This window comes from Variovorax gossypii (assembly GCF_003965815.1).
GTDB lineage: Bacteria > Pseudomonadota > Gammaproteobacteria > Burkholderiales > Burkholderiaceae_C > Variovorax > Variovorax gossypii.
This window is the reverse complement of the sequence record NZ_RXOE01000006.1, coordinates 258,509-271,529: the sequence shown is the minus strand read 5'-3', so window position 1 is coordinate 271,529 and position 13,021 is coordinate 258,509. Positions and strand designations below refer to the sequence as shown.

General features: G+C 66.6%; 9 protein-coding genes. 7 read left to right on the top strand and 2 right to left on the bottom strand.

The window, feature by feature from the left end; genetic code table 11:
• The first annotated feature begins 10 nt into the window (after positions 1-10).
• From EJP69_RS21905 to EJP69_RS21875, 7 genes are read left to right on the top strand one after another with little or no spacing between them, the layout of a single operon-like run.
• Positions 11-2,344, top strand: coding sequence for a type VI secretion system Vgr family protein (locus EJP69_RS21905; RefSeq protein ID WP_093206778.1), 2,334 nt, complete (start codon positions 11-13; stop codon positions 2,342-2,344).
• Positions 2,345-2,383: 39 nt separating this feature from the next.
• Positions 2,384-4,711, top strand: a complete 2,328-nt coding sequence (locus EJP69_RS21900; protein WP_126472483.1) for a type VI secretion system Vgr family protein — start codon at positions 2,384-2,386, stop codon at positions 4,709-4,711.
• Between the two features lie 49 nt (positions 4,712-4,760).
• Positions 4,761-5,195 (top strand): hypothetical protein, encoded by a 435-nt coding sequence (locus EJP69_RS21895; RefSeq protein WP_126472482.1) that lies wholly within the window; start codon positions 4,761-4,763, stop codon positions 5,193-5,195.
• Positions 5,195-7,861, top strand: a complete 2,667-nt coding sequence (locus EJP69_RS21890; protein ID WP_126472481.1) for a DUF2169 family type VI secretion system accessory protein — start codon at positions 5,195-5,197, stop codon at positions 7,859-7,861. The genes EJP69_RS21895 and EJP69_RS21890 overlap by 1 nt, the downstream gene beginning before the upstream one ends.
• A complete protein-coding gene (locus EJP69_RS21885) occupies positions 7,858-8,943 on the top strand; it encodes a pentapeptide repeat-containing protein (protein ID WP_240652259.1) in 1,086 nt (361 codons plus the stop codon). Before EJP69_RS21890 ends, EJP69_RS21885 begins: the two co-directional genes overlap by 4 nt.
• Positions 8,940-9,641: a DUF3540 domain-containing protein gene (locus tag EJP69_RS21880; RefSeq protein ID WP_177213749.1), complete on the top strand. Its 702-nt coding sequence runs from the start codon at positions 8,940-8,942 to the stop codon at positions 9,639-9,641. The genes EJP69_RS21885 and EJP69_RS21880 overlap by 4 nt, the downstream gene beginning before the upstream one ends.
• A 44-nt stretch (positions 9,642-9,685) precedes the next feature.
• Entirely contained in the window at positions 9,686-10,069 is a 384-nt protein-coding gene (locus tag EJP69_RS21875) for a DUF4150 domain-containing protein (RefSeq protein WP_093206783.1), read from the top strand.
• A 10-nt stretch (positions 10,070-10,079) separates the two neighbouring features.
• Here EJP69_RS21875 and EJP69_RS21870 read toward each other — a convergent pair whose 3' ends face one another.
• A complete protein-coding gene (locus EJP69_RS21870) occupies positions 10,080-10,895 on the bottom strand; it encodes a PP2C family protein-serine/threonine phosphatase (protein ID WP_126472480.1) in 816 nt (271 codons plus the stop codon).
• Positions 10,888-12,963 (bottom strand): type VI secretion system-associated FHA domain protein TagH, encoded by a 2,076-nt coding sequence (gene tagH, locus EJP69_RS21865; protein WP_126472479.1) that lies wholly within the window; start codon positions 12,961-12,963, stop codon positions 10,888-10,890. The genes EJP69_RS21870 and tagH overlap by 8 nt, the downstream gene beginning before the upstream one ends.
• Between the last annotated feature and the right edge of the window lie 58 nt (positions 12,964-13,021).

Genomic DNA, 13,021 nt, shown 5'->3' with positions numbered 1-13,021 from the left:
AGACACATTCATGGCCAGAGTCGTACGCGCACACACTCCTCTCGGGGACGACCAGTTGCTGTTCCGCTCGATGCGCGGAACGGAGGGCCTGTCGCAGCTGTACGAGTTCGAGGTGGATCTCCTGAGCCGGAATCCGACGGTCGATCTCAGGTCGATGCTGGGCAAGCCGTTGACGCTGGAGATCCTCACCGCCGGCCAGAAGCCGCGATTCCTGGATGGCCATGTGGTGCAGTTCTCCGCCGTCGGCCGCGAAGGCGGTACCGAGCGCCATACCGTCTACCGGGCCTCGGTGCGGCCGTGGTTGTGGTACCTCACGCGTTCGAGCGACTGCAAGATCTTCCAGAACAGGACAGTGGTGGAGATCCTCGAGGAAGTGCTCGGCGGCTACGGCTTTCCGTTGGAGAACAGGCTCTGCGGCAGTTACCGCCAGTGGGAGTATTGCGCACAGTACAACGAGAGCGACTTCGCCTTCGTGAGCCGACTCATGGAGCTCGAGGGCATCTACTACTACTTCAAGCATGAGAACGGCCGGCATACGTTGGTGCTCGCCGATGACGAGAGCGCGCACGAGCCGCTGCCCGACTACGACTGCATCGACCATTTCGCCATCGACCGTGACATCACCGAAGACATGGAAGTGATCCGCGAATGGCAGCCGGCCGAGGACTTGCGAAGCGGGCGCTACGTGGTGGACGACTACAACTTCACCACGCCCAAGGGCGATCTGATCACCGTGCGCAGCCAGCCTGGCGGCTACGACAACGCCGACCACGAGATGTACGAATGGCTCGGCGACTACCCTTCCGCGGGCGACGGCGAGCACTATGCACGCATGCGCCTGGAAGAGGCGCAATCGCTGGCGGTGCGCGGTGCGGGGCGCTCCACGGTGCGCGGCATGGCGCCAGGCGGCACGTTTGCCCTGCGCAACGCACCCCGTGGCGACGACAACCGGGATTACCTCGTGATCGCCGTGTCGTACGTGCTGCGCGAAGGCGGCTATGCGACCGGTGCGCAGCAAGGCAACTACGACTTCGACTTTGTCGTGCAGCCGGTGGACAAGCCGTTTCGCGCACCGCGCCAGACACCGCTGCCGCGCACGGGCGGACCGCAGACGGCGACGGTGGTAGGGCCCGAAGGCGAGGAGATCTGGACGGATGAATACGGTCGGGTGAAGGTGCAGTTTCACTGGGACCGGTATGGCCAGAGCAACGAGAACAGCTCGCGCTTTGTGCGGGTGTCGCACATCTGGGCGGGGGAGAGGTTCGGGGGAGTGTTCACGCCGCGCATCGGGCAGGAGGTGGTGGTGGACTTCATCGGCGGCCGGGTGGACCGACCGGTGATCGTGGGGCGCGTGTACAACGCCGACCAGATGCCGCCGTTCGCGCTGCCGGGCGAGGCGACGAAGAGCGGGGTGGTGACGCGCTCGAGCAAGGGCGGTTCGCCGGCGAACGCGAATGCGCTGGTGTTCGAGGATGCGATGGGTGCGGAGCAGATCCTGCTGCATGCGGAGCGCAACCTGGACACGGAAGTAGAGGCGGACGAGACGCACACGACGGGAGCGACGCGCACGACGCTGATCAAGGGGCACGAGTCGGCGACCTACGAGTCGGGCGAGGAGCGGCATATCACGGCGGGAGCAGTGGAGACCATTGACGGTGGCGAGGAGCGCACGGTGACTGGGGGCGCGACGGAGACGGTGACGGACGGCGAGAAGCGCACGATCACGGGCGGCGCGACCGAGACGATCACGGGGGGGGAGACCCGCACGGTGAACGGCGGCATCGTCGAGACCGTCAACGGCGACGTCCTGCTGATGGTCAACGGTACGGTCGTACGGCTGGTAACGGGTGCCGACATCCGCATCACGGGGAGCGGGCGGCTGGAGATCATCAATGCTCTCGACGGCAAGCTAGTGATCGGGCCGCATCTGACAACGGTGACCGGCACCAAGACCGTGTCCGCGCCGACGATGACCTACAACGCCACCAACTACATCATCAACACCACCAACTACACGCTGAACGCGAACGTATCGGTGTTCAATACGCCGAGCCAGACCAGCAATGCCGCGGACCAGTCCTGGCTCTACAAGCTGTGGAACGGCATCACCTACAAGCGATTCCGGATCTTCCTCCGGGCGACCGACGTCTACGGCGCCAAGGTTCAGCTCTCGGTGGCCAACACCATGCTCAACGTCGTCTTCGCGAACTGGTCGCTCCAGTTCATCATCGACGCGCCCATCGCGATGAAGACCCTCACGAAGGAACGTCACATCTTCGGATTGAAGATCGCGCAGCCGAGGGGAATCAAGTTCACCCTCAACAAGGCCACGAACCGGAAGTGAAGAGCCGACCCGCCGAAGCCGCAGGAAAGGAAAGCCGCCATGGACAGAATCGTCCGCGCCCATACCCCGCTGGGTGACGACCAGCTGCTGTTCCGCTCGATGCGCGGCAGCGAGGGGCTGTCGCAGCTCTTCGAGTTCGATGTCGAACTGCTGAGCACCGATGCCTCGATCGGTGCGAAGTCCCTGTTAGGCAAGCCGCTCGCACTCGAGATACGGACCGCGGGCGCACCGCGCTTCCTGCACGGGCATGTCGCGCGCTTCACCGTCGCCGGCCGCGAGGGCGGCAGGACACGCCACACGGTCTACCGCGCGGTGGTGCGCCCATGGCTGTGGTACCTCACCCGCACCAGCAACAGCCGCGTCTTCCAAGGCAAGAGCGCGGTACAGATCATTGCCGAGGTGCTGGATGCCTACGGCTTCGTGTTCGAGAACCGGCTCTGCGCGGACTACCGTGCCTGGGACTACTGTGCCCAGTTCAACGAGACAGACTTCGCCTTCGTCAGCAGGTTGATGGAGCTTGAAGGCATCTACTACTACTTCAAGCACGAGAAGAACCAGCATACGCTGGTGCTTGCCGACGACATCTCCGGCCACGACGAACTGCCCGACTACGCTTGCATCGACTGTTTTGCGGCCGACCGCCCCTTGGAGGACGATCTGGAGGTCATCGACGCCTGGCAGGCCAGCGCCGAGCTGCGCACCGGCAGCTACGCCGTGGGCGACTTCAACTTCACCATGCCCAAGGCCGACATGTTCAGCGCGCGGCAACTGCCGATCGGTGCGAGCCAGGATGGCCACGACATGTACGAGTGGATGGGCGATTACGCAGCGCCCGGCCAAGGCGAGCACTACGCACGCGTGCGCCTCGAGGAGGTTCAGGCCCTGTCGGAGCGAAGCGATGGCCATGCCACCGTGCGCGGCATGGCGCCCGGCTGGCGATTCACCATGCGGGGCGCGCCGCGCGATGCCGACAACCGCGAATACCTGCTGGTCTCGGTTTCGTACGACCTCCGCGAGGCCGGCTATGCGAGCGCCGAGGGCCGGGGCCGCTACAGTTTCGGTTTCGTGGCACAGCCCGCGGCCTTGCCCTTCCGTGCGCCGCGCGGCACACCCATGCCGCGAGCCACTGGCCCCCAGACCGCTACCGTGGTCGGCCCCGACGGACAGGAAATCTGGACCGACGAGTATGGTCGCGTGAAGCTGCAGTTCCGGTGGGACCGGCAGGGCCAGTCCAACCAGGACAGCTCGGCCTGGGTGCGTGTATCGCAAGCCTGGGCCGGGGACGGCTTCGGCACGGTGCACGTGCCGCGCGTGGGTCAGGAAGTGATGGTCGACTTCATCGGCGGACGCGTGGACCGGCCCATTGTGATCGGGCGCCTCTACAACACCGACCGCATGCCGCCCTTCGACCTGCCGGCGGAAGCGACGAAGAGCGGCATCGTGTCGCGGTCGACCCCCGGCGGTTCGCCCGCGGATGCCAACGCCATCGTGTTCGATGACATGATGGGGGCCGAGCAGGTGCTGCTGCATGCGCAGCGCAACCTCGACACCGAGGTCGAGGCCGACGAGATCCACACCACCGGCGGCACTCGCACCACGTTGATCAAGGGCCATGAGTCTTCCACCTTCGAGTCCGGCGAAGAGCGCCATATCACTAAGGGTGCCCTGGAGACCATCGACGGCGGCGAGACGCGCACCGTGACGGGAGGTGCGATCGAGCGCGTGTCTGATGGCGAGACGCGCACTATCACCGGCGGCGCCATCGAGACCATCAGCGGCGGCGAGCGGCGAACCGTCACGGGTGGCATCGACGAGACCGTCAACGGCGACGTGATCGTGACCGTCAACGGCGCGGTGCTGCGCCTCGTGACCGGCGCCGACATCCGAATCACGTGCGCGGGGCGAGTGGAAATCGTCAATGCCATCGACGGCAAGCTCGTGCTGGGCCCCGACAACACTGTGGTCACGGGGCCCAAGACGGTTACCGCGCCGGACATCACCTACAACAGCACCACGTCCGAGATCAACGTGACGAACTTCAAGCTCAACGCAACCGTGAGCGCCTACAACACCCCGACCCAGGTCATGAAGGGAGACACCGACAACTGGTGGCAGAGAATGATGATGGAGGGCACCAAGCGACAGGCGCTCGCGTATGCCTGGAGTTTCGACCGGTACGGCAACAAGATGCAGTTCTCAGGCGTGAACTGGCTGATCCAGAGCCTGTTCTTGAACATCTCCGGCGTCAACTGGCTGGAGGCCAAGTACAGGCCCAAGCTGAAAGCGCTGAAGAGGAAGAAGAGCGTCGTCACAGCCAACGCGGGCGGAACCGAGTCGACCAGCACCGGGCTGGAGAACAACACATGAGACGCGCGCGATCCGGCCCCGGAAAGCGGCAGACCGAAGGAGTTCTCACGTGCAGTGGGCCGACGTTCTCGGCATGAGCGTCGGCGACCTCGTGGCGCTGGCCGCCGTCGTGCTGGCCGCCGTCCTCATCGTCGGCAGCGTGGTCACCAATTCGCGCTTCCGCGGCGAGGAGAAATTGTGGGAGCAGCTGCGTGCTCATGGGCGACGCACGGAGGCCGAGATCGTCGGAATCGCGCGCCCGCCCGACCGCCTCATCAAGCGTGGACGCCATGCGGCGGACATGGCTGCCGCGGAGCTTCGGCTGACATTCAGCGACGCCGCCGGCCAGCGCCACGACGCCAACGTGCGCACCTTCATCGACACCGAGCTGATCGCCAACTTCACCGCGGGCCGCAAGGTCCATGTAGTCCACTCGAATGACAAGCCGCCCCAGGTGGCGATCGACCGCGACCGCACGCAACTCGAGATACCCAGTACCGACTGATGAAGATCATCAAGCCGCTGCGCGTCAGCATGCTCACCCGCCCCTTTCCGAAGGACCAGCGCCACTGGCTCTCGATGACGGCCATCGCCATGACCGACAGCCTTGCCGCCGACGCGCGCCTGGTGCCGGAGCCCGAGGTGTGGAAGACCCTCGCCGCCGAACTGGGCAGTGATTTTGCGTTCGACGCGGGCATGCCCAAGGCCGGACCCGAATTCCTCGTTACCGGCAATGCCTATACGCACCACCAGCAGGACAAGACCCAGTGTGCTGTGTCGGTGCAGGTGCAGGGCCGGCGCAAGACGCTGCACGTATCCGGCGATCGGTTCTGGCTCGACGGACGGGCCACCGCGCCGCAGCCCTTCGATGCGATGCCCATCGATTGGGGCCATGCCTTCGGTGGACCGGGCCATGCGGAAAACCCTTTCGGCATCGGCACGAGCGACGAGGTCGTCAACGGACTGCGTACGCGACGCCTTCCCAACATCGAACTGCCGACGCAGCGCCTGAACCGGCCGGACGACGTCCGCGCCCCTGCGGGTTTCGGTGCCATGGACGAAACCCGTCCTTCGAGGGCCGCGCGCCTCGGGCGCAATTACGACGAGCATTGGAAGCAGCACCTGTTTCCGGGCTATGCCTCCGACATGGACTGGCGCTACTTCAATATCGCACCCGAAGACCAGTGGCTCACGCCGGCGGACGGCGGCCTGTCCGGTGCGGCCTTCGAAGTCGTCAACATGCACCCCACGCATCCTGTGCTGTCGGGGCGGTTGCCCGACTGGCGCGTGCGTGGCTTCGTGGTCCGCGGCGCGCATCATCCGCGCCCGCTGGACGGCGCGGTGCTGGAGGACTTTCCACTCACCGCGACGACCGCATGGTTCTTTCCGCACCTCGAGCGCGTGGCTCTGATCTTCCATGGCGTGACGCCGATCGCCGAGGACGACGCGGCAGACATCAGCCATGCGATGGTCGCGCTGGAGGAAGGCGCCGGGGCGCCGCTTCCGCTCGAAGGTTATCGCGAGACGCTGGTCACGCGCTGCGAATCCGAAGACCGCGCGCTCTACTTCATGCGCGACGAGCAGCTGATACCGGAGCGCATCATCGGCCCTTGGCCGGATCTCGACGCGGCGATACCGCCACCGAGCCCGCTCAAGCGCAACATGCAGGCACGCGCGCAGCAGCTGAGCGCCGAACTGGACGCGAAGGCCCGCGCAGCCGGCGTGGACACTTCCGAGTACGAGCGGGCCGTGCCCGCGGATCCGGCCTTGCCCACGCTGCGAGAGCTGCCCGCCTTCATTGCGAAGATGCGCCAGTCGATCGCCGATCAACGCCGCAAGCTCGACGAGGCCCGCGAGGAAATCGACCGCGCGGCGAAGGCCAACGCGGTCGAGTCGCGAAAGGCCGGCTTCGACACCTCCACCTTCGTTGCCGAGGCGGCCTCTATGAAGCCCAAGGGCCCGCCGCGTTTCGACATGTGGCCGCGCGTCGAGCGGATGGCAGGCGACAACCATGCGGGCGGTGCGACCCCAATGACTGCCGAAGCCAGGGCGCAGATGAAGCGCATGATCGAAGGGGCGGACGAGAAGCTGCTCGCGAACTACCGGCGAACGGCCCAATACCAGGATGCCGCCGATCCCATGGCCTCGGAGGCGGCACAGCGCGTCCGCGAGCAGGTCGCGTCCATCCTGGCGGGCTCCCGCGATTTTTCCGGCATGGACCTGACAGGAGCCGATCTCTCCGGAATGGACCTTCGCGGCACGCGCTGGCACGAGACGCTGCTCGAAAGCGCGGACTTCACCGACAGCTGCCTCGACGAGGCCGACATGTCGCAGGCGCTGCTTGTGCGCGCCAGGTTCATGCGGACTTCGCTTCAGGGGGCGAACTTCGCCAAGGCCAACATGGCGCTGGTGCAGGCCGAATCGGCCGACTTCAGCCGGTCCCGCTTCGACGGGACCACGCTCGACCAGGTCCGCGCGAGCGGCTGCGATTTCGCCGAAGCGGCCATGGACAACCTGGTGCTGAGCCAGGCGCGTCTGGAAGGCTGCAGCTTCGAGGACGCCAGGCTCTCGTCCGTGGATTTCGACGATGGCACCGAATTGAAGGTGGTGCGCTTTGACCGCGCGCGCCTGCAAAAGGCATCGTGGATCGAATGCGCCGTGCAGGACCTGAGCTTCGCCGGCGCCCGGCTTGAAACCTGCGACTGGACGGACACCCGCTGCGACGGCGGCATCGATTTCTCGGCCGCACGGATCGACAGCACCTGCTTCGTGGGCGACGCGGTGCTGCGGCATGCCTGCTTCCGCAATGCCGCGCTGGTCGACTGCAGCCTGCGTGACGCGCGGCTCGACGAAGCCGACTTCACGCAGGCGAAGCTGGACAACAGCGACTTCTCGAATGCGTCGATGCGCGGTGCCGTACTGCACCGTGCTGACGCCGTGAACTGCATGTTCGTGCGCACCGATCTCACTGCGGCTTCGCTGGTCGACATCAACCTCATTGCTGCGAACCTCGACAAGGCCGTGCTGGTATCGGCCGACTTCCTGCGCGCCAACCTATTCCAGGCCGACCTCGGGCAGTGCTTGATCGACGACACGACCCGCTTCGACGAGGCCTACACCGAGCAGGTCAAGACGGTGCCACGGCGCAAGCCCGAAGAGAAGACCGCATGACACCCACGCGATTGCAGGCCATGGTCAAGGGCGGACAGGAAATCAGGGAGCGGTCATTGCGTGGTCTGGACCTGCGCGGGCTCGACCTCTCCGGTGGATTGTTCGCGCACAGCGATTTCACCGGCGTCGACTTGGAGGGCGCGAACCTGGAGGGGAGCGTGTTCGACGAATGCAGGTTGGAGGGCGCAGCCCTGAGGTCCGCCCACCTAGCCGACTGTGTCTTCAATGCCTGCGAGGCTCCTGGTGCTCTTCTGGACGATGCCGTGCTCCGGGACGTGACGTTCCATCGCTCGGACCTGTCGGGTGCGAGCATGCAGCGCGTGGATGCCGGCGTCGCCAGCTTCGATCACTGCACGCTCGACGACGCATCCTTCCGCGGTGCGGTGTCGGAATCGTTGATCTTCTACGGTTGCACGCTCGATCGCACCGATTTCACGGGCACCTCGCTACCGAAGGCGACCTTCTACCAAGCCGACCTGCGCACCGCGATGTTCGCCGGATGTGACTTCGACAAGGCGATCTTCACCGAGTGCGACTTGTCGGGGCAGGTGATGAGCGGACTGCGCTTCGAGTCATGCCAGTTCACCGATGCCGATCTTCGTCACTGCGATTTCGAAGGTGCATCGCTTGCGCGCTGCAACTTCAAGGGCGCGCAGATGGAGGGGGTCAGCCTTCGGCGCGTCCAGGCGCCGCAATGCCTGTTCCCGTTCGTGCAGTTCGCGGACGGAGCGTGCGTAGCCGGCGTTTTCACGCAGAGCATCTGGATCGATGCGCAGCTTGAGAGGGCCGACTTCTCTTCGGCCGACCTGGAGCAATGCATCTTTCATCGCGCGCGTTGCGGCGAGGCCCGCTTCACGGAGGCCCGGCTCACATATGCGGATTTCTCCTACGCCGACCTGCACGATGCCGACTTCCGTGGTGCTACGCTGATGCGAACCAAGGTGCACCGCGCGTTGCTCGAGGGCACGCGCATTCCCGATCGGGGCGGCCTGCTGGCGAACGAGCCCGAGCTCTTCGCCGCCGAGGAGTTCTCCGCGCGCCGCCGCTTCGACCCATTGACGACGAATCGAGGTTCCTCATGACAGTCGCTTCGCTGAGAACAACACAAAGGCCTGCCGCGGCGGCCGTCGAGGGCGCGCAGCCGGCGGCTGCGCCGGGCGGAGTGGTCAACGCGCTGGGCGTGGTCGCCTCGGTGCTGCCGGGCGGCATCTACAGCGTCGAGAGCGATGGCCGTGTGCTGCGCTGCCTGCGCGCCGCCAGCTGCCTGCTGCGTCCGGAAATCGGCGACACGGTGCTGGTCAACGGTCCCGACGAACGCCGCCTCTATCTCACGGCGGTGGCCGAGCAGGCCCAGCCCGGCGTGGCGCGCGTCGAAGTCGAGGGCGACCTGATGCTCGCCTCGGTCCGCGGAGCGGTCAGCATGGAAAGCGCCACGCAGCTGAACTTGCGGGCGCGCCAGGGAACCACGCTGAGGGGGCCGCAGCTCGAGATCGACGCGGACGAGGCCCGCTGCCGCATCGGGCGGCTGGACTACAGCGGCGAGGAAGCCCGGGCGACAGTGTTCAGCATGCGGGTGATCGGGCGGGTCTACGAGGTCGTGGTGGACCGCCTGGTGCAGCTGAGCAAAAGCGCCTTCCGCATGACCGAAGGCATCGACCAGGTGCAGGCTGGACAGATCGACTACCGCGCGAGCGAGATGACACGGCTGCACGGCAAGAACACCGTGATCACAGCGCGAGACCTCGTCAAGGCCGACGCCAAGCAGATCCACATGGGCTGACCGCATTCCGGAAAGCCGCAAGAAACCCGCAAAGGAGAATCCGCATGTTTGCCAATTGCCAGCTCATGGGCGTCGACATTGCCTTTCCCGATGTCTGCAAATCGCCAATTGTTCCGATCCCGTGGCCGAACTTTGCGCTGGGATGCACCGCTATCCCGAAGGCCTGGAACATCCTCTACCTGTGCACGCCTGCGCACAACCTCGCGACCACCACGCCGCTGACCAACGGCGACAACGCCGGCGTGGGCCTGGGCGTCGTGATGCCGCGCGTGATGTCGGAGTCGCGACACACCATCGGAGCCTTCACGCTGCGCATCAAGGGTTCGCCGCAGACACGCGTGACCAGCCTCACGCGCCAGAACGGCGGCAACGCCTTCGGCATGCGCATCGTGCCTAGCCAACCCAAGATCCTCGTGCTGGCGGCTTGAGGCGCGGGTATCAGCCGTTGCGCGGTGACGCCGCCCCCGCCAGCGTCACCTGCTGCGGAAACCCCACCCACACCGCCAGCGCCGAGTAGTTGTCCTGCGAGTCATCGGCCTTGGCTTCAGCCGCGCGACGGATCAGCGCCAACCATTCCTCGGCGCTGTCGGCCAACTGCAGCGAGCGCTCCATCACCTGCTGCGAGATCAGCTGCCACAGCCCGTCAGTGCAAAGCAGAAAGGCATCGCCATCGGCCAGCCGCTGCGGCGTGGTGATGGTGGCCTCTGCCGTCGCACGCGCACCTAGCGCGCGATACAGCAGATTGGTCTTCACCAGACGCTCGCCGCCGTTCTGGTGGCTCGCTGCAGCATCGCCAGAGCGCTCCGAAAGACTGTGATCCTCGGTGCGCTGCATCAGCGCACCGCGGCGGAACCAGTAGAGGCGGCTGTCGCCCACGTGCGCCCAGCAGGCCTGATTCGTGATGCGGTCGACGAACAGCGACACGAAGGTCGCGCTCATGCGGCTCTGTTCGGTCAGCTCGCGCTGCTTCGCGAGGATGGCGTCGTTCGCGGCCTTCACGCAGCGCTGGATGTTCCCGGCGTCCAGCGAAGGCGCGATGACGAAGGTATCGAGCGCGGTGTCGACCGCGATGCGCGAGGCCAGCTCGCCGCCCGCGTTGCCGCCCACGCCGTCGCTCACCACGAAGCAGCCGTTGCGCTCGTCGAGGTGGTAGCCGATGGCGTCCTGGTTGCCACTGCGCTCACCGACGCAGGAGAACTGCGAGGTCGAGATCGGCACGGTGAATGAGGAGGAAGAGCGTGTGGCTTCAAGCACGGCGCGCCTCCTTCAGTCGTTCCATTTCCTTGTCGTAGGCCTGCTGGAAGGCGCGGCCGAAGACGGCCTGGAAGTCGTCCTCGACGGCCGCGGTGGTCTCGGTATGCAGCTGCTGCAGCTGGCGCCACAGGCGCACTTCACGGCCGCCGGGCAACAGCTTCTCGCCCAGGCTGCCGTCGTGCGGAGTCTCGCGGCTGAGTGCTGCGGGGTCGAAGCGCTTGAGCAGGGTGAGCAGCGCCGCGCGCATGCCGGCGACCATGCCGAGCTGGTGCGACTGCAGGTCGCCGAGCGCGTCGTGCACGGCGGCCTCGGGCGGCAGAAAGCCGGGCATGCGTGCGCCGAACATCTGCATCAAGACGGCGCGACCGTTGGGCAGGATCTTGAACGGGTTGTTCTCCTCGTCCACGATCATGGTGATCTCGGCGCGCACCTCGCGCTTGAGCATGGCGCGCGAGGACAGCAGCTCGATCGTGCCGTCGGTGAAGGCGCGCATGATGCGGCCGAGCCGTTGCATGGCCTCGATGTCCAGCGGCTGCTGGCCGGCGACCTCTGGTACGCCGGCGCCTTCGAGGAAGGCCCTGAAAAGGGCTTCCGACGACGATGACGGTGCGATTGCCGCTGTTTCAGGCTGCGGTGCTGCCGTCGTCGTCGCCGTTGTCGTCGACGCAACCGCCGTTGCGACGGGCGCTGCCACCGGGGCAGGCGCTGCTGCTACGACGGGCGGCGACTCGGGCGTGATCTCCTGCACAACGGGGGCTGGCGCTGGCGGTGGTGCGGGAGGAGGGGGCGGCGGGGGAGGCGGTGGAGCCGGTGCGGGCGGAGGCGGTGCCTCTGCTCTCGGCGGCTCGACGACAGGCATGGGTGCCGGTGCGGGCGTCGGCGCAGGTGCCGGCATCGCCACCGGATTCGGCGGACGGAACTGCGCCGCCACTTCGCGCGCATGGTTCGAGTGGCTGTACGCCTGCACGGCCGGCCTGTTGTTCTGCAGCAGGTCGACCGCCGGATGCGTGTCGCCAGGCAGCAGCGGATCGGTGTGGGTCAGCGCCGTGGGGCGTGGATCGGAAAGAGGCGAATGCGCGCTCTCGTCGGATGCGAAGAAGGACAGCGGATCGACGCCGCGCTTCAGCGCCATGTCCGACATGTCGTTGGCGGCATTGGGGTTCAGCTCTGCGAGCGGATCGACCGGGTTGCGGCGCGCCTGCGAAGGAAGCTCGAAGGGCTCGTGCGCCATCGGGTCGGGCATCGGTTCGGGCGTGCTGTCGATGCGGCGCGGCGCGTTGGCGAGGATGGCGTCCCAGTCCGCGGCGGAAGGCATCTGCGACGAGGCAGTGTTCGGGCTCGGCCTCTGCGGCTGCAGCGGAGGAGGTGCTGGCGGCTGCTGGTACTGCTGCTGAACGGGAAAGGGCGAAGCGAAAGCCTCGCTCGGTGCCGGTGTCGATGCTGGCGATGGCGCCGGCACGAATGCCGTCGGTGGCGGCACCGGCGGCGTTGCCTGTCGCGGCGATGGCATCGCCACCGTGGGCTGCGTGTCGCCGATGGGCAGCGCGCCCTCGCCGAACAGGTCGGAAAACACGTCGGACGAGCCGGAGGAAGGCAGCAGCGCATCGATGGGGCCGGCAGACATCGGCGCGGCCATCGGCGGCGGCGCGAACTGCGCGGGCGCCGGTGAAGGCGCGAAGGCAGGAGGAGGCGCGGGCGCGGGTGGAGGGGGCGGCATCGCAGCCATCGCCGGTGCGGCAACCGGCGCGGCGCGCAGCGCGCTCGAGGCCTCCAGCACATAGCTGCCGATCGCCACGCGGTCGCCGTCGCCCACGCGCGCTTCCTGCTCGTGCACGAGCGGTCTTCCGTTCACGCTGATGGGCAGCACCGCGCTCATGTTGCGCAGCACCGCCACGCCGTCGTCGTCGTAGCGCACGGTGGCCTGCAGGCGCGAGATCTGCCGCTGCTCGTCGGGCAGCACGAGGTTGTTGTCGGGGCTGCGTCCGATCGTTCCTCCGGGTGCGGCAAGCAATGCCGATGGGCCCGTGGCCACCGGCCTGCCCGCGTGTTCGATCACTGTCCAACGCATGGCTTCTCCGTGTTGGTCTTCTCGCGACGCGGCGCCCGTGCGGCCGCGATGCTCTTCA

What these genes read in the sequence shown, in the direction of transcription:
- EJP69_RS21885 (WP_240652259.1), top strand. Translation starts at nt 7,858, where the DNA reads ATGACACCCACGCGATTGCAGGCCATGGTCAAGGGCGGACAGGAAATC.
- EJP69_RS21880 (WP_177213749.1), top strand. Translation starts at nt 8,940, where the DNA reads ATGACAGTCGCTTCGCTGAGAACAACACAAAGGCCTGCCGCGGCGGCC.
- EJP69_RS21875 (WP_093206783.1), top strand. Translation starts at nt 9,686, where the DNA reads ATGTTTGCCAATTGCCAGCTCATGGGCGTCGACATTGCCTTTCCCGAT.
- EJP69_RS21900 (WP_126472483.1), top strand. Translation starts at nt 2,384, where the DNA reads ATGGACAGAATCGTCCGCGCCCATACCCCGCTGGGTGACGACCAGCTG.
- EJP69_RS21890 (WP_126472481.1), top strand. Translation starts at nt 5,195, where the DNA reads ATGAAGATCATCAAGCCGCTGCGCGTCAGCATGCTCACCCGCCCCTTT.
- tagH (WP_126472479.1), bottom strand. Translation starts at nt 12,963, where the DNA reads ATGCGTTGGACAGTGATCGAACACGCGGGCAGGCCGGTGGCCACGGGC.
- EJP69_RS21905 (WP_093206778.1), top strand. Translation starts at nt 11, where the DNA reads ATGGCCAGAGTCGTACGCGCACACACTCCTCTCGGGGACGACCAGTTG.